This window comes from Amycolatopsis sp. NPDC004368, from assembly GCF_053602515.1.
Map to the genome: position 1 here is coordinate 56,323 of NZ_JBSGDT010000019.1, position 25,783 is coordinate 82,105.

Genomic DNA, 25,783 nt, shown 5'->3' on the forward strand with positions numbered 1-25,783 from the left:
TTCCCTGCCGGGCCGGTGATTCCCCGCCCGGCCCGGCAGGGCCCCACGTTCGAGGCTCTGCCTGTCGGCGCCGCGACGGTACGATCGCGGGTGTCCGCTCGAACCGGGGAGAGTGATCACGATCGCCACGCACGTCGACGTTCTCGTGGTGGGTGCGGGGTTGTCCGGGATCGGGGCGGCGTGCCGGCTCCGCGAGAAGTCGCCCGGCAAGACGTTCGCGGTCCTGGAGGCCCGTGACTCGATCGGCGGTACCTGGGACCTGTTCCGCTACCCGGGCGTGCGGTCGGACTCGGACATGTTCACGCTGGGTTATCCGTTCCGGCCGTGGAAGAACCCCAAGGCGATCGCCGACGGCCCGTCGATCCTCGGCTACATCCGGGCCACGGCCGAGGCCTACGACATCGAGCGGCACATCCGGTTCGGGCACCGCGTGGTCTCGGCGGCGTGGTCGTCGGCCGAGGCCCGCTGGACGGTGGAGGCTTCACACGAGGGCGCGGTGGTCACCTACACGTGCTCGTTCCTGTACCTGTGCAGTGGTTACTACAACTACGAGAGCGGCCACGTCGTCGACTTCCCGGGCCGCGAGGCCTTCGCCGGCACGATCGTGCACCCGCAGCACTGGCCCGATTCGCTGGACTACGCGGGCAAGAACGTCGTCGTGATCGGCAGCGGCGCCACGGCCGTGACGCTGGTGCCGGCGATGGCCGCCGAAGCGGCTTCCGTGACCATGCTGCAGCGCTCGCCGACCTACGTCGTCGCCCGGCCCGGCGCCGACGCGCTGGCCGACCGCCTGCGGGCCGCCCTGCCGGAGAACCTGGCGCACCGGCTGGTCCGCGGCAAGAACGTGGTGATGGGCACGCTGTTCTTCCAGCTCATGCGCCACCTGCCCGAGCGCGCGGCGGCGGTGCTGCGCGCGGGCGTCGAGAAACAGCTGCCGCCTTCGATCCCGGTCGACCCGCACTTCGTGCCCGACTACAACCCGTGGGACCAGCGCCTGTGCCTGGTCCCCGACGCCGACCTGTTCCGCGCCCTGCGCAGCGGCAAGGCCGACGTCGTCACCGACCACATCACCCGCTTCACCCCGGGCGGCATCGTCCTGGCGTCCGGGCGCGAGCTGCCCGCCGACGTGATCGTCACGGCCACCGGCCTGCGCCTGGTCGCGTTCGGGCAGGTTGCGCTCACGGTCGACGGCCGTGCCATCACTCCGGGCGAGCAGCTCGTGTACAAGGGCATGATGTTCGGCGGCATCCCGAACCTCGCGTGGTGCGTCGGCTACACCAACAACTCGTGGACGCTGCGCGCCGACCTCGCGTCGCAGTACGTGTGCCGCCTGATCACGCACATGGACCGCCACGGCTACGTCGCCTGCACCCCCGACCCCGGCCGCGCGCCGACCACGGGCCTGCGCCCGGTCGTCGACCTGATGTCGGGTTACATCAAGCGCGCCGCGGCGACCCTGCCGAAGCAGGGTGGTCGGCGCCCGTGGGTGATGCGGCAGAACTACCTGCTCGATTTCGCGGACATGCGCTTGACCCGGCTTGAGGACGGCGTGATGAAGTTCGTGCGGGCCGAGGAGCGGATTCCGGTGCCGGCCTGAGGACTTGCGCTCGTGCGGGTGCGAAAAAGGGGCGCCACCCACCTGAGTGGATGGCGCCCCATTTTCGAGTGGTTCAGCCCTGGCGGGCCTTGTTCCGCGGGTTGTCACGGTTGATCACGAGGACCTTGCCGTGCCTGCGGATGACCTGGGCCCCCTGCTGGCGAGCCAGCGACCTGACCGACGCGCGAACCTTCATGGTTACCCGTCCTCTCTCCGAAGTCTCGTTCTGCTCTGTGTAACCAGATGACCGGTCGGTTTAATCCCCCGTGGTGGTGGCCGCGCCCACCCAGCGAGTGAGGTCTTCGCGACGCAGGGCGGCGGCCATGAGCTCCGGGAAGAGGTCCGGGGTGCAGGCGAAGGCCGGCACGCCGAGCTCGGCCAGCGCGGCGGCGTTCTCGTGGTCGTAGAAGGGGGCGCCGGAGTCGGAGAGGGCCAACAGGGTGACCACCTGCACGCCGGAGCCCACCAGCTCGCCGACGCGGCGCAGCAGCTCCTCGCGCACGCCGCCTTCGTAGAGGTCACTGATGAGGACCAGCAGTGTCTGCTCGGGGCGTTCGACGAGGCCCTGGCAGTACGTCAGCGCGCGGTTGATGTCGGTACCGCCGCCGAGCTGGGTGCCGAAGAGCAGCTCGACCGGATCGTCGAGGTGCTCACTGAGGTCGACCACCGCCGTGTCGAACGCGACGAACTTCGTGCTCAACGCCCGCATCGACGCCAGCACGGCGCCGAAGAGCCCCGAGTACACCACCGACTCCGCCATCGACCCCGACTGGTCCACGGCCAGGATCACTTCGCGCTGCACACTGAGCTGGCGCCGCCCGAAGCCGACGAGCTTCTCGGGCACGATGGTCTTCAGCTCGGGGGAGTAGTGGCGCAGGTTCGACCGCACGGTGCGCGCCCAGTCGATGTCCGCGGCCCGCGGGCGCTGGGTGCGGGCCGCCCGGTCGAGCGCGCCGCGGATCGCCGCGCGCGTGGGTTCGGCCAGCCGCGCCTCCAACTCGGCGACGACCTTGCGCACCACCGAGCGCGCCGTCTCCTTCGTTTCTTCGGGCAGCACACCGTTGAGCGACAGCAACGTGCCGACGAGATGCACGTCGGGCTCGACCGCACTCAGCAGCTCGGGTTCCATCAACATGCGCGTGAGCCCGAGCCGATCGACCGCGTCGCGCTGCATCACCTGCACCACCGAAGCCGGGAAATACCGCCGAATGTCCCCGAGCCACCGCGCGACCCGCGGCGCCGACGAGCCCAGCCCCGCGCCACGCCGATCCCCGGACCGGGCGGGCGCCTCGCTGCGGTCGTAGAGCGCCGCCAGCACGGCGTCGACGCCCGCATCCTCCGGCGAGAGGGAACGACCGGTGCCGTCCTCGCTCCCACCGAGCACGAGCCGCCAGCGACGGAGGCGGTCGGGGTCGGGGGTGGATGGGGTGGTCATGCAGCCGCTCCAGGGTGGGAGGTGGGCACGGTTTTCGGCGTGGGGTGGTGCGGGGCGGAGGCGTGGTCGAGGCGGCGACGTGACCGGTCGGGTTCGGGGTGGGTCGTGTGACCGTGCCGAGCCCGGCTGGGGAGGCCGGAATCGCCGTGGGCGAGAGGCGTCATGAGGCCGCTCCGAGCAGGGTGGCGAGGACGGGCAGCGCGGCGAGGGCTCGGGGCTCGTCGAGGTCGTCGGCGGGGGCGGTGGGTGCCGGGGTGGCGCCGGTGAGGGCGGCGGCGCGTTCGCCGATGGCGCGTTTTTCCGGGCCGGCGAAGGCGCCGAAGGTGCGGCGCAGCAGGGGGAGCACCTCGGTGAACAGCTCGGCCGGGATGGTGGCGAGCCAGCGGTCGACGATGCGCAGCATGCGTTCGTCGTGGACCAGGAGGAGGGCGCCGCCGGCGAGGAAGCCCTCCACGTAGGCGGCGCCGGCGGAGGGGGCGACGCCAGGGGTGAGGGCGCGGCCGAGGCGGAGTTCGACTTCGGTGCCGTCGAAGAGGTCGGCGTCGTGGAGGAGCCGGACGAGGCGGCCGGCCAGCAGGGGTGGCAGGGCTTCGCGGGCGGAGAGTTTGCGCAGTGCCGTGAGCCAGCGGTCGCGCGCGGCGTCGCCGAGGAGGGTGGTGGCTTCGTGGACGTTGTCGACCAGGTCGCAGAACTTCTTCGCCGCCTCGTCGTCGATGCCGTGGACGGCGGGCGGCAGGCCCGCGCACACGCGGGTGAGCAGGCGGTCGGCCACCTCGTCGAGCTGCGCGGTGTCGGTACCGCGCACGTCGCCGTACCGCGTGGCGCGGGCCAGGGGTGGTAGCGACGTCATCAGGTCGGCGACGTCGGTGTCGGCCGCGGCGCGTGCGTCGAGTGCGGTGAGCACTTCCGGCAGCGCGTCGCCGAGGCCGCTGAGCAGGCAGCCCTCGACGGCGGCGGTGATGTCGGCGAGCGGCGGCTTGCCGGACATGGTCTCGCGCACGCGGGCGGCCGCCGCGGAGGCGACCGTGGTGCCGTACACCGCGGCCGCGACGAGGTCGACCTCGAAGCCCGGCTCCCAGCACAGCGTCCACGTCTCGCGGAACGTGCCTTTGCTCCGCGTCGCCGAGATTTCCGGGGTGCCCCAGGGGATGTCGAGCAGCCGTAGCCGGTGCAGCAACCGCGAGCGGTCGAGCCCGCCGGGCGTGCGCAGGTCGAGGTCGAGCTCCCGCGCGGCCGGCTCGCGCTTGAGCCGCAGCCGGCGCGCGGTCGCGACGAGGTCGGCCGCCAGCGGGGCCTGCGGCACGGACTCGGGGACCTCGCCGAGGCGTTCCCCGACCACGAGCTTGCGCGTGACGAGGTCGGCCTGCACGTCGTCGCCCGAGCACAGCACCGCGCGCGTGGCGGCGTCGACCTCGGCGAGCCCGGCCGAGGACCGGCCACGCAGCGCGGCCAGCGTTTCGGCCAGGCGCACCGCTTCGATCACGTGCGCGGTGGAGACCGGCAGGTCCTTTTCGCGCAGCACGCCGGCGACGTCGGTGAGCCAGCGGGCGGTCACGTCGTCGGCCGTGGTGAACAGGTGGTGGTACCAGCCGGGGGAACGCACGCCCGCGCCGTACCCGCTCGCGGACGCGAGCCGGCTGTGGGTCCAGGGCACCCACGTGCACACGACTTTGCGCTTCGGAAGTCCTTTGAGGACAGTCTGGTCCCGGCTCGCCGGCGGCAGCGGGTCGGCCAGCGCCGGCACGTGCCACGCGCCGCAGACCACGGCGATGCGCTCGAAACCTTCCTTGCGGGTCTTGCGAAGCACGCTTCGCATGTACGCCTCGCGACGCTGCTCGTGGGCGTCGTCCGGGCGTTCGTCCTCGCGTAGCGCGGTCATCGCCTCCTCGATCACCTCGAACGGCGACTCCGCGCCGCGCCGCGACTCCACGACGTCGTCCCACCAGCGCTCGGGATCGTCGTAGCCGCCTGCGGCCGCCAGCTCGGCGAGCGGGTCGGCGCGCGGCACGCGATCGTCGTCGAGCGCGAACTGGTGCGCGGCCGGCAGGTCGCAGAACCGCGCGGGCACCCCGGCCGCCGCGGCGTAGCGCAGCGCCTGCCACTCGGGGCTGAACACCGCGAACGGCCAGAAAGCCGCGCGCGACACGTCCTCAGCCGCGTATGCGAGCAACGCCACGGGCGGGCGCATGTCCTCGTCGGCCGCCAGGTCCACGAGCTGGTCGGCCTCGGGCGGGCCCTCGATGAGCACCACGTCGGGCTCGAGCTCGGCGAGCCGCGTGGCCACCGCCCGCGCTGAACCCGGCCCGTGGTGCCGGATCCCGAGCAGGTGGGTCGTCATCCGCTGATCTCCTGCCCCGCGCGGTAGAAGTCGGCCCAGCCGTCGCGTTCGCGAACCACGGTCTCGAGGTACTCGATCCAGATCGCGCGGTCGGCGACCGGGTCCTTCACCACGGCGCCGTGGATGCCGGCCGCGACGTCCTGCGCGCGCAGCACCCCGTCGCCGAAGTGCGCGGCGAGCGCGAGGCCACCGGTGAGCACGCTGATCGCCTCGGCCGTCGAGAGCGTGCCCGACGGGGTTTTCACCGCCGTGCGCCCGTCTTCGGTGCGGCCGGCACGCAGCTCGCGGAACACCGTGACCACGCGGCGGATCTCGGTGAGCTCGGCCGCCTCAGCCGGCAACGCGAGCGAGGCCCCGAGCTGCGCCACGCGACGGCTGACGATCTCCACCTCCGCGTCGGCCGTGTCCGGCAACGGCAGCACCACGGTGTTGAACCGGCGGCGCAAGGCGCTGGAGAGCTCGTTGACGCCCTTGTCGCGGTTGTTCGCCGTGGCCACGAGCGTGAAGCCGGGACGCGCCTGCACCTCCGTGCCGAGCTCGGGCACCGGCAGGGTTTTCTCGGACAGGACGGTGATCAGCGAGTCCTGCACGTCGGCCGGGATGCGGGTGAGCTCTTCGAGCCGGGCGACCTTGCCGTCGCGCATCGCACGCAGGATCGGGCTCTCCACGAGCGCCTGCTCGCTCGGGCCCTCGGCGATGAGGCGCGCGTAGTTCCAGCCGTAGCGGATCTGTTCTTCGGCGGTGCCCGCCGTGCCCTGCACGAGCAGCGTCGAGTCGCCGCTGATGGCGGCGGCGAGGTGCTCGGACACCCACGTCTTCGCCGTGCCCGGCACGCCGAGCAGCAGCAGCGCGCGGTCGGTGGCGAGCGTGGCGACGGCGACCTCGATCAGCCGGCGCGGGCCGACGTACTTCGGCGAGATCTCCGTGCCGTCGGGCAGCGTGCCGCCGAGCAGGTAGGTGACCACGGCCCACGGCGACAGCAGCCACGACGGCGGCCTGGCGCGGTCGTCGGCCGCGGCGAGCGCGGCCAGTTCACCGGCGTACTCCTGTTCGGCGTGGGGCCGGAGGACTGCGGACGTCATGAGAGCTCCTCGTGCATGTCGCGGCGGAAAGTCAGGGTTTCGGCCACAGCGCGCCGCCACGGGGCGGCCTCGCCGGGCTGGGGGATCACGGACAGGCGGTGGCGCAGGCACGCCGGCGGCACCGCTTTGGCGATGAGGGCGGCGGCGTGGGCCACCAGCCGGTGGTCCTGTTGCGCGGCCACCCAGTCGAGCAGCACGCGGCCCAGCTCCTCGGGCCACGGCTGCGGCAGGTCGAGGATGAGGCGGGTCAGCGCTTCGACCTTCAGGCCGCGCGCGAGCTTCGCCACGGTGGCGGCTTGTTTCCCCGGGGCCAGCACCCCGACGAGCGCCGCGGTGGCCCGGCTGCCAGGTTCGGCTTCGACGAGCGCCTGCGCCCACGCCTCGTCGCGCTGGCGGATCGCCGCCGCGGCCCAGCTTTCCCGCACGGCGGCGAGCGGACAGCCCTCCACGAGCATGCCCACGAGATCACCCGGCGAACCGAACTCCGCCCAGAACGCCAGGGGAGTGGCGGCGATGATCGCCCGTAGCCGCGCCGTGTCCTGCCCGGGCCCGTGGGGCACGCGGACGGCGTCGCGCACCAGCGTGTCGTCCGGCCCGGGCAGGGTGACCTCGAGGACGTCCGCCCGCAACGCCCGGCTGCGCACGGCGACGCACTCCCGCAGTCGCGCCGCCATGCGCTTGCCGAGGCCGGTGTCGTGCAGCCCGCCGAGGAGTCGCACGGCCGTGTCGCGCACCGCCGCCGCCCGGTCGGACAGGGCCGCGTCGAGGAACGGTTCGTCGTCCCGCGTGAGGTGCCGGCCCAGCGTCGCGAGGAACGCCGCGCGCAGGTCGGCCGGTTCGGTGCGCCACGTGGCCGCGAGTGCCGTGCGCGCCGCCGCCGGATCCTTCGCGAGCGCCCGCTCGAACCACGCCTGCCGCCGCGCCGGCGTGCCGAACTGCCAGGCGTCGTCGGTGTCGTCCTCGACGTCGGCCACGAGGAACGCCCAGTCCGGGTTGCGCTCGCCGAGCCACGCCCCGATCGTGCCCGCCACCTCCGCCAGCGGCGCCCGCAACGACACCCGGGCCTTCGCCGCGTCCGCCAGCGCCGGCACCAGCTCCGGTCCCACCCGCAGCCCCCGCGCGGCGGCCGTCTGCAGCCACTCCTCCAGCAGCTCCGGCCGGTTCGCGTGCAGCAGGCGCGCGAGGCGTTCCCTGGCCGGCGGCGAGACGAACGGGCGCTCTTCCGCCCGCGCCGGCTCCTCCCGCCGCGCGCCCGCCACCGGCACCCGGCCGGCGCGGCGGTAGTTGGTGAGCAGCGCCGCGGTGGCGAGGACGGCGTCGGCCTGGTCTTCGGTCCTGCCCACGAGTTCGCGGACTTCCGCGGGCAGCCCACTCGGGTCGGGCTTCCGGCGCCGGGTGCCGAGCAACGCGGTGCCGACGAGGTCTTCCCAGGGCTTCATCCGCCGGTCACCTCCGCCGAGCTCCGGCCGTGAGACAGCAGCGCACACCGGGTGCGGGGTCGGGCGAAGCCGGATCGCGCGGTCGGGTGCGCCTCGGTGAGCGGCGTCGCGAACATCGCGCGGTCCGGCCGCGATCCGTTGATCTGCGCGCTCGGCCGAAGCCACCAGGGCGACGTTGCCGAGAGCACGCATTCGGCCCCGCGCCACCGACGAGTGAGGTGAATTTCCCGTCGTGCCAACGTTTCCTTCCGAGGGTTCACAGCCGCACCAGACCGTTCCGGTGCCAGCAGGTCAGGGGGCGCAGACCGGCGGGGGTGAGTTCGGCGGCCAGGGTCACCGGGTGTTCCGCGGCGAGGGCGAGCAGGGGCCACGGATCCACGGACGGGAGCAGGGGCAGCGCGGCACCGTCCACATCGGACAGGGCCCAGCCGTCCGGGAGCCGGGCCGGGGTCAGGTCGGACAGGAGCACGGGCCAGCGGTCGAGCCACGGGTCGGTGGCCAGGGCGGCGGCGTGGGCGGCCAGGGCGGCGGTGACCGTGTCGCCGCGGGGGATCGGGGTGGGCACGGCCTCGGTGCGGTCGGCGACGAGCGCGCGCAGCGGCAGGGCGCCCGGGTGAAAGGCGAGCTCGCCCGGGACGACGTAGCCCGGGGGCAGGGAGCTGTCCAAGGGGCGGCCCGGCGGGGCGAACGACAGGACCAGCGCCACGCGCCCCGAATGCCGGCCGCGCAGCCAGGTGCGGCGGGTGCGGAGGTTGTCCTGCTCGTCGTCGGCCGCGCCGGTGACGAGCCACTGGTCCGCGACGCGTTCGCCCGACTCCAGGACCTGCGCGGAGCCGGCGGAGAACCCCAGCCGGGTGCGCACGGTCTCGGCCAGCGCGCCCGGCAGCTCGTCGAGGCGCAGGGCCGCGCCCGCGAGGACGTACAACAGCGACAGCTCCGCCAGCAGCTCACCCGGCCAGTCGCGGCCGCGCCCGACGAGCCCGGCCGCGCGGCGCAGGCCGCCCGCGAGACCCGGCGCCTGGGCGTCGATCATCCGCGCGGCGACCGTGCGCAGTTCTTCCGCACCACTCCGTTCGAAACCCGCCAACCCCGCGCCGACGCGGTCGGTGAGCCAGCCGCGCAGCTCGGCCGCGCCGGCGGTGACGCGCGCGAGCCGTTCCTGAGCACGCTTCGCGGCGGCTTCGAGGTCCTTCGGGGCGTCGGGTTCCCGAGGTGCCCGGGCCGCACGCGCCTCCCGCTCCGCGAGCCACGTCGCGACGTCCGGCGCTTCCGCAGCCGTGGGCACCTGTCCCGCCGACCACAGCAGCAACAACCCCAACGCGTGCTTGCACGGAAACTTGCGCGACGGGCACGTGCACCGGAACGCGGGCCCGGCCTGCTCCACCACCGTGCGGTACGGCTTCGCGCCGCTGCCTTGGCACGAACCCCACACCGCGCGCGCCGAAGCCCCGGTGCCCGACCACTTGGCCGGCGCCGCGAGCCCGCGCCCCGCCTTGGCCGACGCCGGGTCCGGCGCGAGCGCGACGACCTGCTCGGGACTCCAGCGCCCTGCCGACCCTGCCGACCCTGCCGACCCCGCCGACCCTGCCGACCCTGCCGACCCTGCTGCCTCTTCGGCCACGTTTCCCTTGCCACTCCGTGTTTCCGACCCCGTGAGGGGCTGACCGGAGAAGCATCTCATCCGCCACCGACAGTTTTCGACGCCTGCCCGGCGGTGGCGGAAGCGAGCGAAAAAAACGCCGGGCCGCACCCAAGGGGCGGCCCGGCGTCTCACGCCACGAGCGGGGTCAGGACTTGATCGCCCCGCGCCAGCGCACCGTCGGGCGCAGGCGGTCGGAGTTCACGCGGTGCTTGTTCGAGCCGACGATGTCGAACATCGACTCGATCAGCGTGTCCGACAGCAGGTGCGGCTGCAGGCCGAGCTCGACGAGCCCGGTGTGGATCACGTTGTAGTAGTGCTCCGGCTGCTCGACCCGCGGGTTCTCCAGGTTCTCGATCTGCACCGGGCCCGGGAAGCAGTTCGCGACGATGTCGGCGATCTGCGCCACCGAGTAGCTCTCGGTCATCTGGTTGAACACGCGGAACTCACCGCGCTCGGCCGGGTTCTCCACGGCCAGGCGGATGCACTCCACGGTGTCGCGCACGTCGATCAGGCCGCGGGTCTGGCCGCCCTTGCCGTACACCGTCAGCGGCTGGCCCAGCACCGCCTGGATCACGAAGCGGTTCAGCACGGTGCCGAACACCGCGTCGTAGTCGAACCGGGTCGCCAGGCGCGGGTCGAGCGCGGTCTGCGCGGTCTGCTGGCCGTACACGACACCCTGGTTGAGGTCGGTCGCGCGCAGATCCCAGATGCGGCAGGCGAACTCGATGTTGTGGGAGTCGTGCACCTTCGACAGGTGGTAGAAGGAGCCCGGCTTCTTCGGGTAGAGCATGCGGTCCTTGCGACCGTTGTGCTCGACCTCGAGCCAGCCCTCCTCGATGTCGATGTTGGGCGTGCCGTACTCGCCCATCGTGCCGAGCTTCACCAGGTGGATGTCCGGGTTGATCTCGGCGATCGCGTAGAGCAGGTTCAGGTTGCCGACGACGTTGTTCTGCTGCGTGTAGACGGCGTGCTCGCGGTCGATCATCGAGTACGGCGCGGACCGCTGCTCGGCGAAGTGGACGATCGAGTCGGGCGCGAAGTCGCGCACGGCCGAGTAGGTGAACTCGGCGTCGCACAGGTCGCCTTCGAACAGGGCGATCTTCTTGCCCGAAACCTCCTCCCACGCCGCAATGCGGGTGGGCAGGTCTTCGATCGGGACGAGACTGTCGGCTTCGAGCTCCACGTCGTACTTGCGCCGGGCGTAGTTGTCCAGAACAGCCACTTCGTGACCTTTGTCCGACAAGTGCAATGCCGTGGGCCAGCCGAGATAGCCGTCGCCGCCGAGAACCAGCACTCGCATTGAGAAGCCTTTCCGTATCGTTTACGCGACAAGCACGCTGATTCCTCTTTGTACATGACGCCTTGAACACGTCCGAACCTATCGAGCAGGTGCTGATGATCACCTGGCAGACAGCTGTGAATCTTCTGTGCGTCGGGGGGCCGCACGGCACGCCGATCGGCCCGGGGGGAAACTGGGGGACATGACGACGGTAACCAACCCGGTGACACCTCGCACCACAGAGGAGCCACCCCGGCCCCGGCGTCGCCTCCTCGGCAGGTTCTTCCGCGCGGCCACCAGTTCGGTCGCCGCCACCTTGCTCAGCCAGGCGGCGTTGCTCACGGTGCTCGCACTCGGCGGCGCACCGTGGCTGGCCAGCGCGTTCGCGTTCGCCGCAGGGGCGGTGCTGAACTTCTTCCTCACCCGCCGCTGGGTCTGGGGCCGGCGCGGCCGGCCGGAGGTGGGGCGCGAGCTGCTGCCCTACGTCGTCGTCATCTCGCTGGGCGGGCTCGCCTCCGTCGGGCTCACCACGCTCACCGGTCACCTGCTCGCGCCGCTCAACCTGCCGCACGCCTGGTGGGTCGTTTTCATCGACGGTGCGTATGTACTCAGTTACGCTCTGGTTTTCGTGGTGAAGTTCACGATGCTCGACCGCTTCGTGTTCGCCCGCGGCGCAGCACGTACCCCCGCCACCACGTCCCCGTCATGACCCGCGCGTAGTTCGCGCCGTAGACGACGCTGCCGCCCTTCTTGCTCTTGCCCGCCTTGCGCAGCCGCATGCTCATCGGCCGTTCGAGCACCCGGGCGCCGCGCGCGGTGACTCCCAGCAGCAGCTCCGACGACTGGTACTGCGGCTCGTTGAGCGGGACGGCACAGGCGAGTTCCGCGCGCATGGAGCGGAACCCGAACGATGTGTCGGTGATCTTCCGCCACGTCAACACCGAAGCCAGCCACGCGAACACGCGCACGCCGAGCCAGCGCATGCGGCTGTCGGCCTCTTCGTGGCCCAGCCGCCGCGATCCCGTGACGAAGTCGGCGGTGCCGTCGAGCAGTGGTGCCACCAGCTCGGCCATCTCGCTGTTGTCGTACTGGCCGTCTCCGTCGGTCGTCACCACGTAGCGCGCGCCGCGTTCGGCCGCGAGGTGGTAACCCAGGCGCAAAGCCGCGCCCTGGCCCCGGTTCGTGGGCGCGACGCACACGTACGCGCCGTGTTCCTCGGCGATGGCGGCGGTGTCGTCGCTGCCGCCGTCGACGACCACGAGCACGTCGACCGGCAGGCCGAGGCACTCGTCGGGCATCTTCTCGAGCACCTGGCCGATCCCGCCGGCCTCGTTGTACGCGGCGATCACCACGGTCAGCTCCGAGAGCTTCGCACCCGGGTGCCGGTCGTCGAAGTCCTCGACGGCGCCGGTGTCCACGGCGTCCGGGTACGCGGCGAGGCGGCGCCGGCTCGCCGCTGTGAGCGTGGTGAAGCCCAGCGCGCCCGCGACGGGCAGCAGCAGGAGCGCGGGCAGCTGGTAGCGCCAGGAGAACTCGAACACCGCCGACGCGAACAGCAGGAAAAGGCCCGTCCCGGCTGCGAAAAGCGCGCCGCTGCGGGCCTTGTCCCGCGGTTTCCTGCGGCGCAGCAAGGTGAGCAGGCCCAGCAGCGCGAAGAACCCGAGCACCGCGCCGGGGACGAACCCGCCGCGCAGCTGGTAGTCGCGCAGGAACGTGGCGATCGGCTCGTTCACGCTCGGGTTCACGCCGTCGTACTGCTGCGTGTAGAACTCGGTGATCGGCGGATCGGACCAGTACGGGTAGGTCTGCTGGAACTGCCAGCGGTCCACCGGCACGTCGTTGATCGCCGTCGCTCGCGTGAACCGGAAGCTCTTGGAGAAGTCGCCGAGGATGGCTTTCGCGACGTCCCACCACTGCGCCTTGAGCACCTGGATCGAGAAGTCGTGCGCCAGCGCCATCTTGTCGGCGCCGGGTGGCAGCGGGCCGGGCCAGGCGGGGTCGAGGTCGGCGTGCGTGTAGTTGTCGACGAGCCGCGTCGAGACGTCCTCGGTCGGGCAGAACACCCGCAGCGTGGGGTCGAGGTTCAGCTTCGGGCAGTCCGCGACGGCGGCCGTGCGCCCGTAGAGCATGCTGCCCGACGGTCCGCTCAGGCCCCATTTCCCGGTCTGCGCCTTCACTTCCGCCGCGTACGGCACGAGCACCACGAGGATCGCGAGCAGTCCGACGCCGGCGTCGCGCCAGCCACGCCACGACCGCCAGGCGCTGCCCGCGCTCAGCACGTACAGCAGGAACGGTGCCGCGAGCACCACGCCGATCAACCGCACCACCACGGCGAACCCGATGACCAGCCCGGCCGCCGCGATCCGCCGCCAGTTCGGCTTCCCCTTCGCGAGCAGCAGCCACAGCAGGCCCAGCAGCAGCGCCTCGAAGACGACCTCGGACATGATGTTCTGCTCGATCTGCAGCTGGTAGGCGTCCAGCAGCAGCGGCGCCGTCGCCAGCGCGGCGAGCCAGCGGCGCGCGCCCAGGCGCAGCGCGAGCCGGTAGACCCCCACCGCGATCGCCAGGCCGCCCAGGTGCTGCAGCGCGGCGACGAACGACAGGCCGCCGATCGCGAGCAACGGCCGCAGCACCAGGTCGTAGCCGATCGGGTTGATCTGATCGGCCCGCAGCGCGTGCAGGTTGTCGAGGTAGCGGAAGGTGTCGATGTAGATGATCGCCGGCCGGTACGCGACCCAGGTCAGCACCCGCAGCGTCGTGCCGAGCAGGAGCAGGACGAGCAGGAAGGCGTGGCGGCGGAGGAACAGGCTCACGGGGTCGCTTTCAGATCCAGTTCCGAGAAGTACTTCCAGGCGGTCGCGAGGCCGTCGGCGAGCGAGATCGCCGGGGTGAAGCCGATCGTCTCCGCGCTGGCGGACACGTCGACGACAACGGCGGGCATCTCGCCCTTCGGCGCGGCGACGTGCTCCACGGGCAGCGGTGCGCCGGTCACGTCGCGCACGGTCTGCACCATTTCCAGCACCGACACCGAATGCCCGGCGCCGACGATCGCCCGGCCGCTGTAACCGCTTTCGAGCGCGAGCGCGATGGCCCGAACCACGTCGTCCACGTGCACGAGGTCGCGCCGCTGCTCGCCGGTGCCGTACACGCGCACGCCCTCGCCGGCCATCGCGGCGCGCATCATGCGCGGCACGAAGCTGTCCTTGTGCGACATGCCGGGGCCGTAGACGTTGGTGAACCGCAGGGCGACCGTCGTCATGCCGAACGCGCCGGAGTAGCCCGACAGCAGCATCTCGCACGCGGCTTTCGTGGCGCCGTAGGGCGTGAGCGGCCGCGTGGGCAGGTCCACGGTGATGGTCGACGTGCCGACGTCGCCGATCACGGCATTGGTCGAGGCCAGCACGAAGGTCTGCACCCCGCGCTGCCGGGCGAGCTCGAGCAGCCCGTGGGTGACCGCGACGTTCTCCTGGTAGGTGTCGTCGGGCAGCTCCACCGACTTCAGCACGGACGTGAGCGCCGCGAGGTGCACGATCGCACCCGTGCCGTCGGTGACGGCGGCCTCGCGCGTCTCGGCGTCGCGCAGGTCGCCGGTGACCACGCGCACGCCCTCGTCTTCGGTGACGTACGGGACGCGGTCCACAACGGTGACGGGGTAGCCGCGCCCCCGCAGCTCGCGCACGGCCGCGCGGCCGATGAAGCCGCTGCCTCCGGTGACGACGACGGGTGTCCTTTCAGGACCGTTCTCCAGCACCATGGCGCACAACCTACCTCCGCGACCTGTGAGCCAGATCAGCGGACGAGCGTGGCCGGGGCGATCGGTCCCGGATGTCCGGTAGGTCCGCCGCCCGCGGCGCCCGCGTGTGCCCACCCCCAGTGGCCACACACGGGCGCCCGTCTCGTTTTCGCGACAACCCTTGCGCGGGAGTGTAGCGTTGTCTGGACGGTTGGTGTCAAGTTTTCGTGACAGCTATGCTTCTCGTCGTCACGAGCGGAGGACAGTTGGGGGACGGATGAGCGGGACGCCCGACAGCGGGGACTCGGCGGGCTCCGCGCCCGGCCCGGACTCGGGCGAGGAGACGAGCTTCGCCGACCGGCTGGCGCACCTGATCTCGACGGTTCACCCCCCGGACCGCAAGCCGTACTCCTATCGCGAGATCGCCCAGGGGGTCGCGGAGCTCACCGGCGTGAGCATGTCGGCCACCCACGTGCAGCAACTCGCCGTCGGTGCTCGCCGCGACCCGAAGCGGTCCCACATCCAGGCGCTCGCGCGCTTCTTCGGCGTGCCCGTGACCTACTTCTTCGACGACGACGTGGCCGAGCGCGTCGACGGCCAGATCGCCGACGTCGTCGCCTGGCGCGACACCGGGGCCCGCGACCTCGCGCAGCGCGCGATGCTGCTCTCGGAGCGCGACCGCGACACCGTGTCGGCCCTGGTCGACCAGCTGAACAGCTACGACGCCGGGCGCGAGCGCTCCCGCCGCGGGCGCAAACCCGAGTAGCTATGCTGATCTTCGCCGGGGCGCCGCGGTGCACCCGGCTGGTCCAGCCGCCGAGCGCACCGGGAGGGGTCATCGACCCGAGCCTGAGAGCGCGCGCCCGCACGCGAGTGCGCGAGCTGCTGAGCGACGTGCCGCCGCCCCGCCCGTGGTCGATGAACGCGTGGGTCGACCGGCTCGAACGTCGGCGCGGCCGCGACATCGACCTGGTGGCCGTGGCGTACGAGCTGGGCCGGCCCTCGGGTGCCTGGCAGCGGCGCCCGGACTACGACCTGATCGCCTACGTCGAGGGCACTTCGCCGCTGCACCAGGACCACATCATCGCCCACGAGCTCGCGCACCTGCTGTGCGAGCACCGCGGCTCCTGCGTGATGTCCGACGCCGATGCGGCGGCGCTGGCCCCCGACCTGAGCGCCCACACGCTGTCGCACCTGCTCACTCGCGTGACGACCGACGTGGACGAGTACGAGGCCGAGCTCATCGCCGTGCTGCTGATGAGCGAGGCGACCGCGGAGGACGACCCGGTGCGGCCCGGCGCGTCCGGGCGCTCGGCCGATCGCGCGCGGCGGCTCGCGACGTTGCTGGGGTAGGAGCCGGATGATCGACGCGTTGTTCTTCGGGGTCGGGCTGATCGCCGTGGCCGTGGGGGTCTGGCGGGCCGTGCGGTCCCGGCGCACCGGTGCGGGGGCGGGCCTGGCGACGAGCTTGATCGCGCTCGGCCTAGCGCTGGTCCTGCTGGCCGACAGCGCGCAGACGGTGGAGAGCCGGATCTACCCGAGCCTCGGGCGGTTGCTCTCGAACCTCGCGACGATGGTGGCCGCCTACGGCATCGAGGCCACCGTCGCGGAGATCGGCGGCGTGGCGCACCGGCGCAAGCGCACCCGGCTCGCCGTGCTCGGGGTCGCGCTGGTCGTGCTCGTGGTGTCGTTCTTCTCGACCCGCGGCCTGCCGGTCGGCGTCGGGCTGTTCGACGAGCTGTACCGCACGAACCCGACGCTGGTCGCCTACATCGTGGTCTACACGCTCTACCTCGGGTCCGCGGTGGTGGACATCGCGATCGTGTCGGCGGGCGCGGTGCGTGCGGGCGCCGGTGCGTTGCGTGCGGGGCTCGGGCTGGTGCTCGTGGCGTGCTTGTTCGCGCTGGCCTATCTCGCGGGCAAGATCGTGGACCTCGTCGCCGACGTGACGGCCGAGCACCCGGTCGCGGTGGTCTGCCGGGGCGCGTTCTCCACCCTCGACTGCGCGCTGGCCGTGGGTTTCCCGGCGATCTCGGTGCTGCTCATCGTCGTCGGCCTGACCGTGCCGGCGATTCCGGCGGCCGGGCGCGCGCTGCGCGACGCTCGGACGCGCAGCGAACTGCGGCCGTTGCGCGAGCACCTCGCCGAGCGCTTCCCCGACGTCGTGCGGCTCGGCCGTGCGGGCGCGACCGGACGCGAGCGGCTGCTGACGGTGCTGAGCGAGATCAACGACGGCCTGCTGCTGGCCGGCATCCCACCGTCGGCGTCGCCCGACGCGGCGGCTTCGCAACTGCACGAAGGCGGGGGCTCCGCCGTGGTGGCCGCGGCCGACGTCGAGGGCGAGACGGCCTTCGCCGCCGACGTCGCGCGGCTGCGGGCTATCGCGCGGGCGTTGCGAGGGCGGCGGTCAGCCGGAGCTGCCAGCCCTGTTCGGTGAGCACCACCAGGTGCAGCGCCTCGGCGCGCGCGGTCAGCGGCAGGAGCCCCTCGACGCGCCGGGTCACCTCGGTGTTCTGCTCGTCCGTGCCGCCCATCGCGATCGTGAGGTGGGCCGGCGGGTGCGGGCCGAACCGGCCACCGTACGGCCGGACTTCCGGCCAGCGGTCACACGCGGCGTCGGCGAGGGGCTGCAGCGCCGGAGCCGCCGCGGCGACGAACCCGGACGCGACCACCAGGTCCGCCAGTGACACGTCGACCACTTCGTGGGCGGCGGCCAGCGCGCGCACGCCGATGTCGACCTCGTCGGTGAGCTCGGCGGCGGGCAGGAACGGGTAGAGCGCCGTGACGTGGGGCGCCACGCCGGCCCGCACGAGCGCGGGGCCGACCGCGGCGGCGGCTTCGAGCAGTCCGGCCGCGGCGGGCAGTTCGACGACGAGGGCACTGGTTCCGGGAGCGGGCACGAGGTGATCTTCCCGCACCCACGCGGTATCGGTGAATTGAGGCTCACCTCAGTTCACCATTGTCGTCCAACCCGCGCCGCCCGAATGGGAACCCTAATTCTTCCCCAAGTTTTCCGCCGTTTTGTGCGCCGGGTCCTACACTCGGTGGATGAAGATCGTCCTGTGGACCGCATTGTGCGGATTGTGTGCCCTCACCGGCCACGTGCTCCTGGGCGTCGTGGCGGGTTTCCTGATCCTGGCCTGTGTTCCCGCGCGTCGTGAAGCCGGTCGGGGAGCTTCGGAAAGAGAATTGATCACCGCTCGCGGCTGATCGTCGCCGGGTTTTCGAGCGATCGTCATTCACGGTAATAACCCTCGACGGGCAATCGGGCTTCGTCGAACAATGCGGGGCCCTGCAGTTCGAAAGCCGTGCCGGTCGCGTGGGGTTTGAGTGTGTTCAGCTGCTCCGTCGAGAGGGCGAAGACCACCCGGCCGAGCCCCGACCGTTCGATGGCGCCCGTGCACATCCCGCACGGCTGGCAGCTCGTGTACATCGTCGTGCGCGCGGCGGTCGCGGGGTCGAGCTCCGACGCGGCCCACCGCGCGAGCTTCAGCTCGGGGTGCGCGGTGATGTCCCGGTCGGTGATCGACGTGTTCCACTCCTCGACGAGCACCTTGCCCTCGGCGGTGGCCAGCAGGGAGCCGAACGGCGGGTTTCCGCTCGCCCGCGCCGTGGCGGCGAGCTCGATCGCGCGGCGGAGCAGGGCCTCGGTCATCGTGATCCCTTCCGGTGGAGTGCTGACAGTGGACGTGCTGGGTCCAGGCGTCCGCAACGGCCGCGAGCGCGCTCCACACGGTCGTCGTCCGCCGCGTCTGCTCAGGATCGCCCGAGAACGGGCGAGCACCACGTCTTCGGCGCACCACGCCGAGCGGATCGTCGCCAAGTGCTCGTCGGTCAGGGCGCCGCGCCGTTCGAACGGCACGCCGAGCGCCTCGAACTGGGCCGAATGGGGGATGTTCACGCCGAGCCGCACGTCGTCAACGCTAACGGCCCGCGCAAAACCCGGCTGAAAAACTTCCCGTCGGTGTGCCGAACGATTTGTCGAAGCCCGTCCCGGCCGTCCGACGCGTCAGCAAGGGGCGCACCACGCGTCCCCGGGACGAGGGAGACGACATGGGCACCGAGATCGACGTGCGGTGGGAAGGCGTGCTGGCGGGAACGCCGGAGCAGGTGTGGGACGCGTTCACGGCGCACACCGGGGGCTGGCTGTGGGAGATCGCGTACGAGCCGAGCGCCGGCGGGGCCGAGCGGGGCCTGACGCCGGGCGGCGGGACCGTGGTGGAGTGGCAGCCGCCGCGGCGGTTCGTGACGCGCGCGGAGCAGGCCGACGGGTGGTTCAACCAGCTCGACTACGACCTCGAGCCCCGCGGCGAGGGCACGCTGCTGCGCTACCGGCACCGCTCGGTGTTCGGCGAGGACCACGACGTGCAGCTCGACTCGTGCTTGCACCACACGCGGTTCTACTACCACTCGCTCACCGAGTACGTCCGCCACTTCGCGGGCCGCGACGCGCGGTACGTGTCGGCCGGTGCGCCGGACTCGTCGGCCGACGGCGGGTTCGCGGCCGTCTGCGATGCGCTCGGGGTGGGCAACGCGACGATCGGTGACTCCGTGGTGGCCGCCGGGCCGGTGCGGATCGACGGGGTGGTGGACTATCGCACGGACCGGTTCCTCGGCATCCGGACGGCCGGCGCCCTGTACCGCGTCTACGGCCGCGACGCGTGGGGCTGGCCGGTGGCCGTCGCGGCGCACGTGTTCGACGGCGGTGCCGGTGACACCGAGGCCGCGTGGACTTCGTGGCTCGCGGGTGTTTTCCCGGTCCGGACAACCGGATAGCCCGGGTCGCCGAGTGTTCACCCGCGCGTCGTTGATGGCGGTGTTCGGCCTCCCCTAGCGTCGGTCCGTCTTCGACCTATGCGGAGGAACGCATGTCCCCTGGGGATCTCAGCCGGCGTAACTTGTTGCGGGTGAGCGGTGTCGTGGCGGCCGGGGCGGCGATGGGCATGCTGCCCGGCGTCGCCTTCGCCGCGCCCGCGCCGGGCACGTCGCAGCAGACCAAGACGGTCACGGGCACGTTCAAGCCCGACGTGCCGGACTGGTACTACCTGCCCGTCGACGTGCCCCGCGGGGTCAAGCAGATCGACGTGGTCTACTCCTACGACCGCCCGGCCGTGCCCGCCGGTGTGCGCGGGAACGCCTGCGACATCGGCATGTTCGGCCCGGAGGGCCACGACCTCGGCAACGCGCGCGGCTTCCGCGGCTGGTCCGGCGGGTTCCGCGACCGCTTCTCGATCAGCGCGTCGGAAGCCACCCCCGGTTACGTCGCGGGCCCGATCAAGCAGGGCCGCTGGCACGTGATCCTCGGCCCGTACACCGTGGCGCCGCAGGGCATGAACTACCGCGTGGACATCACGCTGACGTTCGGGCCGGACGCCAAGCCGTTCAAGCCGAACCCGGCGCCGGAGACCGCGCCGGCCCGCCAGCGCGGCAAGGCGTGGTACCGCGGCGACTGCCACCTGCACACCGTGCACTCCGACGGCAGGCGCACGCCGGAGCAGCTCGTGGCCGACGCGCGCGCGGCCGGGCTCGACTTCATCGTCTCCACCGACCACAACACCAAGAGCTCGCAGCTCGTCTGGGGCGACTACGCCACCGACGACCTGCTGATCCTCAACGGCGAAGAGGTCACCACCCGCTCGGGCCACTGGCCCGCGATCGGCCTGCCCGCCGGCACCTGGATCGACTGGCGCTACCGCGCGTCCGATGCCTCGGACTTCCGGCACTTCACCGACCAGGTCCACCGCGCGGGCGGTTTGGTCACGGCGGCGCACCCGTTCGCGAACTGCTTCGGCTGCACGTACGAGTTCGCCTACGAGATCGCCGACCTCGTCGAGGTGTGGAACGGCCCGTGGACGGCCGACGACGAGGCCAGCGTCACCCACTGGGACGGTCTGCTGCGCGGCGGCCGCTTCATCCCCGCGATCGGCGACTCGGACGCGCACAACCCGGACCAGGTCGTGGCGCTGCCGCACACCGTCGTGCAGGCGAACAGCCTCAAGCGCGCCGACCTGCTGGCCGGCCTGAAGGCGGGCCGGTCCTGGCTCGCCGAGTCGAAGGAGGTCAACCTCGAGTTCGCCGTGTCCGGCGGCGGGCACAGCGCGGGCATCGGCGAGCGCCTCAGGGCCGGCACCGGCACGCCGGTAACCGTGACGGCGACGGTCAGCGGCGCGCCGGGCACCACGGTCACGTTCCTCGACCAGCTCGGTCCCGAGCACGTCGAGACCGTGCCCGCGAGCGGCACGGCCACGGTGACCTGGACCACCTACCCGCGCTACAGCCGGTGGGTGCGCGTGGAGGTGCGGCGTCCCTCGGGCGGCCCGAACACCACCACGCCGAACACGATGGTCGCGATGTCCAACCCGATCTTCCTGGGTTCGTGATCCCGGCCCGTCCTCCTTCACCCACACGCGGGCCCTACTCCTCGTCCGGGCAGAATCGTCCGAACAGGTCCCGGCGAGGGTGGGGGAGGACGGGTGCGCGGGTGCGGCGTGAAGGCGGCGATCGCCGCTGTCGTCGTGGTGCTCGTGGCTGTGGTCGTGGTGGTGGTCGTGCTCTCGCGCAGCGACGTCGTCGCCACCCCCGGCTGCACGGTCAGCACGCCGAAGACGGCCGGCCAGGACGAGGCCACGCAGTACACGCTGCAGCCGGAGCAGATGAGCAACGCGGCCACGATCGCCGCCGTCGCGTCCAAAGAGGGGATGCCGCCCCACGCCGTCACGGTGGCCCTCGCGACGGCGTTGCAGGAGTCCAAGCTGCGCAACCTCAGTGGCGGTGACCGCGACTCCGTCGGCCTGTTCCAGCAGCGGCCGAGCCAGGGCTGGGGCACCCCTTCGCAGCTGCAGGACCCCGTCTACGCCTCCACGGCGTTCTACGCGAAGCTCGCGAAGCTGCCGGGCTGGGAGTCCATGCCGATCACCGAAGCCGCGCAGGCCGTGCAACGCTCCGCCGCCCCCGACGCGTACGCCCAGTGGGAACCGGTGGCCCGCGCCGCGGCGAACGCGCTGACCGGCCAGCTGCCGGCCGCGCTGACCTGCCGCAACATCACCGTCGGCCCGGCCCGCTCGGATCTCGTGGCGACCGCCGACACCGAACTCGGCACCGCCCGTCTCAGCGGCGCCCACCCGCCCGCCCAGGGCTGGGCCATCAGCACCTGGCTGGTCGCCCGCGCCGCCACGGTGGGCGTCGACCGCGTCACTTTCGCCGGCCAGGTCTGGACGGCGGAGTCGGGGGTGTGGACGGCGGATCCGTCGGTGGGGCAGAACCTGACGTTGCACCAGGTGCCGAAGACCCCGCCGAGTTCAGAGTGATCGTCTACTGTGGACTACCGGTGGCGGTGACAACCTGGTCTGGCAGGCTTTGGTGCTGCTCCTCGCGTTTCCCGACCGCACCTCGGGGTGGCGTGAGGAGGCGGCCGGCGAGGGGCGGGAGGCCGCGGGGAGACGCTGTTCTCGCTGCTGGACGAATTCTTCGACCGGCGCGATGCTCACGCCGGGACCACAGCGATCTTCGATACCTACCTGACCTGGTCGAAGGCCCAATCCTGATATCGCGCATAAGCGTCTTGGGGCTCGGTCTAAACCACTCGGGTCAGGTTCGTGTGGCCAGCGACGGTTCCACCACGCTCTCGGGGACGTGGTCCCGGCGCCGGCGAGCTGCGATCGCGAAGCCGGCCAGCGCCGTGGCGAGGCTGGTGCCGACGATCAGCAGCCACCCGCGCCGGAAGGCCGCGAGGTCCAGGGCGCCGGCGTAGAGCGCGACGAGGATGGCGGTGCCGAGGACCGTGTCGATCTGGCGGCTGGTGTTGATCATCGACGACCCCGCGCCCCAGCGGGGAGCGGGCAGGACCGTGGCGACGATGCCGGACACGCTCGGCATGGTGAGCCCCACGCCGGCGCCGGTGAGCAGCTGGCCGGGCAGCATCGCGGTCAGGTAGGCCGGCTCGGATCCCATGCGCAGCAGCCACACCGTCACGCCGAGCGCCATGGCCAGGCCGCCGGCCGCGATGACCGGGCCGGGCCCGGCGCGGTGCGCGAGGCGGCCGGCGAGCTGGGACACCGGCACGACCACGAGCGGGCCGGGCGCCAGCGACAGGCCCGCCACGAGGGTCGACTCGTGCCACTGGCCTGTCAGGAACAGCACGTTGCCGAACAACATCGCGCCGAAGCCCGCCGAGAACACGGCGACCGCGAGGCACGCCAGCCAGAGCGTCGGCACGCGCAGCGCGGGCAGGTCGAGCACCGGCACGGCGTGGCGCGCCGAGCGCCACGGGACCCACGCCAGCGCCACCGCGGCGATGGCGAACGCGGTCAGCGCGGTCGGCGAACCCCAGCCGTGGTCGGGTGCCTCGACCAGCGCGTACGCGAGCGCCCCGACGCCGACGAGCAGGCCGAGCGTGCCGAGGAGGTCGGGGACGCCGATGGTGCCGTCGCGCGTCTCGCGCAGCACACGGGGGCCGAACACGAGCGTGAGCACGCCGATCGGCAGGTTCACCAGGAACACCCAGCGCCACGAAGCTTCCACCAGCAGCCCGCCGACGGGCGGGCCGAGTGCCGCGGCCACCGCGCCGATCGACGCCCACACCCCGACCGCCATCGACCGCCGGTGCGGCGGGAACGCGGTGAGCAGCAGCGCCAGCGAGGTCGGCATCACGAGTGCGGCGCCCACCGCCTGCAGGGCGCGGAACACCACGAGCAGTTCGATCGACGTCGCCGCCGCGCACGCTGCCGAGGCCAGGGTGAACACCGCGACGCCCAGCAGGAACAGCCGGCGGCGGCCGTAGCGGTCGGCCAGCCGGCCCGCCGGGGCCAGGAAGGCGGCGAAGAGGACGGTGTAGCCGTTGAGGACCCACGACGTCGTCGCGAGGTCGGCGCCGGCGAAGGCCGTGCGGATGGTGGGGAAGGCGACCGTGACGATGAACAGGTCGAGGCTCGCGAGGAACGACGCGGCCGAGACCACGAGCAGGACCGCACCGGGGCGGACCTGGGCTGGAGACATGACAAGGCTCCCGTCGGGCTCGGTTGGCAAACGCAACCTAGCTGGCGGGAGTCCGTCCTCACAAGAGACTGTGCTGGTCGTTACCCACTCGCCCCGGCGGTGACGGAGTCGTAGAGCTGCCGGATGTCGTCGCCGAAGTAGGCGCTGTAGGACTCGTCCGGGGTGTCGCCGCCCTGCTCGTAGCCGCCGATCACGCCGACCACCGTGCCGAGGCCGGTCGCCGGGTCGGCCGCCATGACCCACGGGCCGCCGCTGGTGCCGTCGGGGAAGCCGGGGCACGCCACGCGCTGCTGGCGGGTGCCGGACCGGGTCGTGGTGTTCGCGCAGACGACCGGCGCGTCGGCCGTGTCCGGGTAGCCGGTGAGCGTGATGGCGTTCGTGAAGCCCTGGTCGACGCCGAGCCGGTCCGCGCCGGTCAGGCTTTCCAGCGACGCGGCGGTGCCGGGCTGGGCGACGGTCAGGAACGCGAAGTCGAGGTCCTGCTCGGCCGAGGCCGTCCAGCCCGCCGGCACGGCCGCCGCGGTCACCGTCCAGCTGCCGTAGGGGGCGACGCCGTCGTGGTACCCGGGCTCGAACGTGAGGCCCTGGGTGCCGCCGCCGAGGCAGTGCGCGGCGGTGAGGACGAGGTCGCCGGCCGGGCTGTGGACCACGCTCGCGGAGCAGAAGTGCTTGCCGCCGGCGAACAACGCGCCGACGGCCGGCGCCGCCGCGCCCGAGCCGGAGTCCGGCCTGGCACTCGAAACCGCGCCCGAACCGGGGACCGCGGGCGACGAAGCGCCCGGGGCCACGGCGGCGGTGGCCACGGCCTCGCCGAGCACGCCGCCGGCGGCCGCGACCGAGGCCGCGCCGCTCGCCAGCCCGAGGACCGCGGCGGCGGACACCGCCAGCGCCGCCCGGGAAACGTTGATCACCACCCCTTCAGGTCAGCACGCTTCCCGGCGCGAAGCACGCTGGGCGCCCGGATGCACAGGAACCTCACAGTGGTCCCACGGTGTTCTGGCTTCCCGCCGCCGACTCTCCTCGCTCACACGCAAGCGAGCACCCCCGGGCCAACGCGACGGCCCCTCACCAAGGCAGGGACGGATCACCCAGGCCCCTCCCCGCACCCCGATCCGAAGCCTCACTGCCGTCGGCACACTCCAGCTTCGGGGTGCACGCCCAACGCAACCCGCCCCGCGAGGACAACACCACCCCAAACCCGCTCCGCGAGGACCCCACCGTCCCGTCAGGTCACCCGAGATCGTCGAGGAACTCCGTGAGCAGAGCCAGGTACGCCTCCGGGGTCTCGGCCTGCGGGGTGTGACCGGCGCCGGGCAGCACCTGGACCTCGCCGCGCCACAGGCGGGGTGAGGTGATCGTGCGCAGGTACTCGAGGTTGACCAATTGCTCCTGCGCACCGTGCAGGATCGCCACGGGCACGCGGGAACCGGCGACGATCGAGCGTTCGTCGGGGTTGTCGGCGGACTGCAAGCTGCGCCCCAGCCCTGCGCGTGCCTCCGGGTCAGTGGCGAGGATGTGGGCCACCGCCTCGTCGACGGGCCGCGGTGAACCGGGTGCGAGCTGGCTGCGCGCGTACGCGAGGGCGGCCTCCCTGCTCACCTCGCCGGTGAACCCGGTGGCCACGGCCGGGTTCGGCAGGAACGCCGTGCCCAGGTCGGCCGCCGACGAGACCGGCGGCGTGCCGTGCACGACGATCCCGCGCACGCCGGGCAGCCGCGCCGACGCGGAGAGTGCGATGTGCCCGCCGAGGCTCCAGCCGACGAGCACGGCGTCGCCCGCGTCCGCGGCTTCGGCGAAGTCCGCGACCACGTGGGCGTAGCCGGGAATCGAGTAGGCGGAAGGATCCGGTGCCGACTCGCCGTGGCCCGGCAGGTCGAGCGCGAGCACGCGGAACCGGCGGCCGAACGGGCTGTCGAGCACTCCGGCCCACGCCGCCGAAGACGAGGAGTTGCCGTGCACGAACACCACGGCGGGGCCGGAACCGGAGCTGGTGCGGTAGGCGATCCGCCGGCCACCGGCGTCGAGGGTCTGCATGCCCGCACGCTATGCCGGGCGGCGCCGGCGCGGTAGAGGCCGCACGGCGGATCCCCGGCGCTGTGATGGCGGGAATCGTCGCCGGAGCCCCGCAGGGATGCATTCGACCCCGATCCCGACCGCGACTTCCCGGTGCTCGCCGAGCAGGTGCGCTCGCGCGAGCTGAACCTGGAAACCCTGGTGACACAGCGGATTTCGCTCGACGAGGTG

23 protein-coding genes are annotated in these 25,783 nt (G+C 72.4%); 9 read left to right on the forward strand and 14 right to left on the reverse strand.

Annotation, left to right across the window (positions count from 1 at the left end; translation table 11 throughout):
* Window positions 1–121: 121 nt before the first annotated feature.
* On the forward strand, window positions 122–1,597 hold the full coding sequence (locus ACWEOE_RS24945; protein WP_452013086.1) for a flavin-containing monooxygenase: 1,476 nt from the start codon (window positions 122–124) through the stop codon (window positions 1,595–1,597).
* Between the two features lie 73 nt (window positions 1,598–1,670).
* On the opposite strand, the gene rpmJ is transcribed toward ACWEOE_RS24945, so the two are convergent.
* The 7 genes from rpmJ to ACWEOE_RS24980 form a co-directional block, all read right to left on the reverse strand.
* On the reverse strand, window positions 1,671–1,793 hold the full coding sequence (gene rpmJ / locus ACWEOE_RS24950; protein WP_326836634.1) for a 50S ribosomal protein L36: 123 nt from the start codon (window positions 1,791–1,793) through the stop codon (window positions 1,671–1,673).
* A 60-nt stretch (window positions 1,794–1,853) separates the two neighbouring features.
* Window positions 1,854–3,032: a VWA domain-containing protein gene (locus ACWEOE_RS24955; RefSeq protein ID WP_452012917.1), complete on the reverse strand. Its 1,179-nt coding sequence runs from the start codon at window positions 3,030–3,032 to the stop codon at window positions 1,854–1,856.
* Between the two features lie 160 nt (window positions 3,033–3,192).
* Window positions 3,193–5,370 carry a DUF5682 family protein gene (locus tag ACWEOE_RS24960; protein ID WP_452012918.1) on the reverse strand — a complete coding sequence of 726 codons (2,178 nt, stop codon included), beginning with the start codon at window positions 5,368–5,370 and terminating at the stop codon, window positions 3,193–3,195.
* Entirely contained in the window at window positions 5,367–6,452 is a 1,086-nt protein-coding gene (locus ACWEOE_RS24965; protein WP_452012919.1) for an ATP-binding protein, read from the reverse strand. The genes ACWEOE_RS24960 and ACWEOE_RS24965 overlap by 4 nt, the downstream gene beginning before the upstream one ends.
* On the reverse strand, window positions 6,449–7,891 hold the full coding sequence (locus ACWEOE_RS24970; protein ID WP_452012920.1) for a DUF5691 domain-containing protein: 1,443 nt from the start codon (window positions 7,889–7,891) through the stop codon (window positions 6,449–6,451). The genes ACWEOE_RS24965 and ACWEOE_RS24970 overlap by 4 nt, the downstream gene beginning before the upstream one ends.
* A 256-nt stretch (window positions 7,892–8,147) precedes the next feature.
* On the reverse strand, window positions 8,148–9,512 hold the full coding sequence (locus ACWEOE_RS24975; protein ID WP_452012921.1) for an SWIM zinc finger family protein: 1,365 nt from the start codon (window positions 9,510–9,512) through the stop codon (window positions 8,148–8,150).
* A gap of 166 nt (window positions 9,513–9,678) precedes the next feature.
* The gene (locus tag ACWEOE_RS24980; RefSeq protein ID WP_452012922.1) at window positions 9,679–10,833 is read right to left on the reverse strand and encodes an NAD-dependent epimerase/dehydratase family protein; all 1,155 of its coding nucleotides are present in this window, start codon (window positions 10,831–10,833) and stop codon (window positions 9,679–9,681) included.
* A gap of 181 nt (window positions 10,834–11,014) precedes the next feature.
* On the opposite strand from ACWEOE_RS24980, the gene ACWEOE_RS24985 reads away from it, so the two are divergent.
* Window positions 11,015–11,521 (forward strand): GtrA family protein, encoded by a 507-nt coding sequence (locus tag ACWEOE_RS24985; protein ID WP_452012923.1) that lies wholly within the window; start codon window positions 11,015–11,017, stop codon window positions 11,519–11,521.
* Here the strand turns inward: ACWEOE_RS24985 and ACWEOE_RS24990 are convergent.
* On the reverse strand, window positions 11,451–13,625 hold the full coding sequence (locus ACWEOE_RS24990) for a glycosyltransferase family 2 protein (RefSeq protein WP_452012925.1): 2,175 nt from the start codon (window positions 13,623–13,625) through the stop codon (window positions 11,451–11,453). The two genes, ACWEOE_RS24985 and ACWEOE_RS24990, sit on opposite strands and share 71 nt — an antisense overlap.
* Entirely contained in the window at window positions 13,622–14,566 is a 945-nt protein-coding gene (locus tag ACWEOE_RS24995; RefSeq protein WP_452012926.1) for an NAD-dependent epimerase/dehydratase family protein, read from the reverse strand. Before ACWEOE_RS24995 ends, ACWEOE_RS24990 begins: the two co-directional genes overlap by 4 nt.
* A 256-nt stretch (window positions 14,567–14,822) precedes the next feature.
* Between ACWEOE_RS24995 and ACWEOE_RS25000 the strand changes: the two genes are divergently transcribed.
* The 3 genes from ACWEOE_RS25000 to ACWEOE_RS25010 are packed head-to-tail and all read left to right on the forward strand — an operon-like array spanning window position 14,823 to window position 16,982.
* Window positions 14,823–15,311, forward strand: a complete 489-nt coding sequence (locus tag ACWEOE_RS25000; RefSeq protein ID WP_452012927.1) for an XRE family transcriptional regulator — start codon at window positions 14,823–14,825, stop codon at window positions 15,309–15,311.
* A gap of 2 nt (window positions 15,312–15,313) precedes the next feature.
* Window positions 15,314–15,898, forward strand: a complete 585-nt coding sequence (locus ACWEOE_RS25005) for a hypothetical protein (RefSeq protein ID WP_452012929.1) — start codon at window positions 15,314–15,316, stop codon at window positions 15,896–15,898.
* Between the two features lie 7 nt (window positions 15,899–15,905).
* The gene (locus ACWEOE_RS25010) at window positions 15,906–16,982 is read left to right on the forward strand and encodes a hypothetical protein (protein WP_452012931.1); all 1,077 of its coding nucleotides are present in this window, start codon (window positions 15,906–15,908) and stop codon (window positions 16,980–16,982) included.
* On the opposite strand, the gene ACWEOE_RS25015 is transcribed toward ACWEOE_RS25010, so the two are convergent.
* Window positions 16,924–17,445, reverse strand: coding sequence for a 2'-5' RNA ligase family protein (locus tag ACWEOE_RS25015; protein ID WP_452012932.1), 522 nt, complete (start codon window positions 17,443–17,445; stop codon window positions 16,924–16,926). The two genes, ACWEOE_RS25010 and ACWEOE_RS25015, sit on opposite strands and share 59 nt — an antisense overlap.
* A 148-nt stretch (window positions 17,446–17,593) precedes the next feature.
* On the opposite strand from ACWEOE_RS25015, the gene ACWEOE_RS25020 reads away from it, so the two are divergent.
* Window positions 17,594–17,755 (forward strand): hypothetical protein, encoded by a 162-nt coding sequence (locus tag ACWEOE_RS25020; protein ID WP_452012933.1) that lies wholly within the window; start codon window positions 17,594–17,596, stop codon window positions 17,753–17,755.
* 25 nt (window positions 17,756–17,780) lie between these two features.
* On the opposite strand, the gene ACWEOE_RS25025 is transcribed toward ACWEOE_RS25020, so the two are convergent.
* Window positions 17,781–18,200, reverse strand: a complete 420-nt coding sequence (locus ACWEOE_RS25025) for a nucleoside deaminase (protein WP_452013088.1) — start codon at window positions 18,198–18,200, stop codon at window positions 17,781–17,783.
* 398 nt (window positions 18,201–18,598) lie between these two features.
* Between ACWEOE_RS25025 and ACWEOE_RS25030 the strand changes: the two genes are divergently transcribed.
* From ACWEOE_RS25030 to ACWEOE_RS25040, 3 genes are all read left to right on the forward strand, one after another.
* The gene (locus ACWEOE_RS25030) at window positions 18,599–19,321 is read left to right on the forward strand and encodes an SRPBCC family protein (protein WP_452012934.1); all 723 of its coding nucleotides are present in this window, start codon (window positions 18,599–18,601) and stop codon (window positions 19,319–19,321) included.
* A gap of 92 nt (window positions 19,322–19,413) precedes the next feature.
* Window positions 19,414–20,925 (forward strand): CehA/McbA family metallohydrolase, encoded by a 1,512-nt coding sequence (locus ACWEOE_RS25035; protein ID WP_452012936.1) that lies wholly within the window; start codon window positions 19,414–19,416, stop codon window positions 20,923–20,925.
* A 108-nt stretch (window positions 20,926–21,033) separates the two neighbouring features.
* Window positions 21,034–21,852, forward strand: coding sequence for a hypothetical protein (locus tag ACWEOE_RS25040; RefSeq protein ID WP_452012937.1), 819 nt, complete (start codon window positions 21,034–21,036; stop codon window positions 21,850–21,852).
* Window positions 21,853–22,132: 280 nt separating this feature from the next.
* Here ACWEOE_RS25040 and ACWEOE_RS25045 read toward each other — a convergent pair whose 3' ends face one another.
* The 3 genes from ACWEOE_RS25045 to ACWEOE_RS25055 form a co-directional block, all read right to left on the reverse strand.
* On the reverse strand, window positions 22,133–23,539 hold the full coding sequence (locus ACWEOE_RS25045; RefSeq protein WP_452012939.1) for an MFS transporter: 1,407 nt from the start codon (window positions 23,537–23,539) through the stop codon (window positions 22,133–22,135).
* Window positions 23,540–23,619: 80 nt separating this feature from the next.
* On the reverse strand, window positions 23,620–24,453 hold the full coding sequence (locus ACWEOE_RS25050) for a trypsin-like serine peptidase (protein ID WP_452012940.1): 834 nt from the start codon (window positions 24,451–24,453) through the stop codon (window positions 23,620–23,622).
* Window positions 24,454–24,769: 316 nt separating this feature from the next.
* Window positions 24,770–25,573 (reverse strand): alpha/beta fold hydrolase, encoded by an 804-nt coding sequence (locus ACWEOE_RS25055; RefSeq protein ID WP_452012942.1) that lies wholly within the window; start codon window positions 25,571–25,573, stop codon window positions 24,770–24,772.
* Between the last annotated feature and the right edge of the window lie 210 nt (window positions 25,574–25,783).

Bases quoted from the DNA above. Each gene is read 5' to 3' on its own strand.
- ACWEOE_RS25035 (WP_452012936.1), top strand. From the start codon at position 19,414: ATGTCCCCTGGGGATCTCAGCCGGCGTAACTTGTTGCGGGTGAGCGGT.
- ACWEOE_RS25005 (WP_452012929.1), top strand. From the start codon at position 15,314: ATGCTGATCTTCGCCGGGGCGCCGCGGTGCACCCGGCTGGTCCAGCCG.
- ACWEOE_RS25000 (WP_452012927.1), top strand. From the start codon at position 14,823: ATGAGCGGGACGCCCGACAGCGGGGACTCGGCGGGCTCCGCGCCCGGC.
- ACWEOE_RS25025 (WP_452013088.1), bottom strand. From the start codon at position 18,200: ATGACCGAGGCCCTGCTCCGCCGCGCGATCGAGCTCGCCGCCACGGCG.
- ACWEOE_RS24980 (WP_452012922.1), bottom strand. From the start codon at position 10,833: ATGCGAGTGCTGGTTCTCGGCGGCGACGGCTATCTCGGCTGGCCCACG.
- ACWEOE_RS24965 (WP_452012919.1), bottom strand. From the start codon at position 6,452: ATGACGTCCGCAGTCCTCCGGCCCCACGCCGAACAGGAGTACGCCGGT.
- rpmJ (WP_326836634.1), bottom strand. From the start codon at position 1,793: ATGAAGGTTCGCGCGTCGGTCAGGTCGCTGGCTCGCCAGCAGGGGGCC.
- ACWEOE_RS25010 (WP_452012931.1), top strand. From the start codon at position 15,906: ATGATCGACGCGTTGTTCTTCGGGGTCGGGCTGATCGCCGTGGCCGTG.
- ACWEOE_RS25045 (WP_452012939.1), bottom strand. From the start codon at position 23,539: ATGTCTCCAGCCCAGGTCCGCCCCGGTGCGGTCCTGCTCGTGGTCTCG.
- ACWEOE_RS24955 (WP_452012917.1), bottom strand. From the start codon at position 3,032: ATGACCACCCCATCCACCCCCGACCCCGACCGCCTCCGTCGCTGGCGG.
- ACWEOE_RS24960 (WP_452012918.1), bottom strand. From the start codon at position 5,370: ATGACGACCCACCTGCTCGGGATCCGGCACCACGGGCCGGGTTCAGCG.
- ACWEOE_RS24970 (WP_452012920.1), bottom strand. From the start codon at position 7,891: ATGAAGCCCTGGGAAGACCTCGTCGGCACCGCGTTGCTCGGCACCCGG.
- ACWEOE_RS25055 (WP_452012942.1), bottom strand. From the start codon at position 25,573: ATGCAGACCCTCGACGCCGGTGGCCGGCGGATCGCCTACCGCACCAGC.
- ACWEOE_RS24985 (WP_452012923.1), top strand. From the start codon at position 11,015: ATGACGACGGTAACCAACCCGGTGACACCTCGCACCACAGAGGAGCCA.
- ACWEOE_RS24995 (WP_452012926.1), bottom strand. From the start codon at position 14,566: ATGGTGCTGGAGAACGGTCCTGAAAGGACACCCGTCGTCGTCACCGGA.
- ACWEOE_RS25020 (WP_452012933.1), top strand. From the start codon at position 17,594: ATGAAGATCGTCCTGTGGACCGCATTGTGCGGATTGTGTGCCCTCACC.
- ACWEOE_RS25030 (WP_452012934.1), top strand. From the start codon at position 18,599: ATGGGCACCGAGATCGACGTGCGGTGGGAAGGCGTGCTGGCGGGAACG.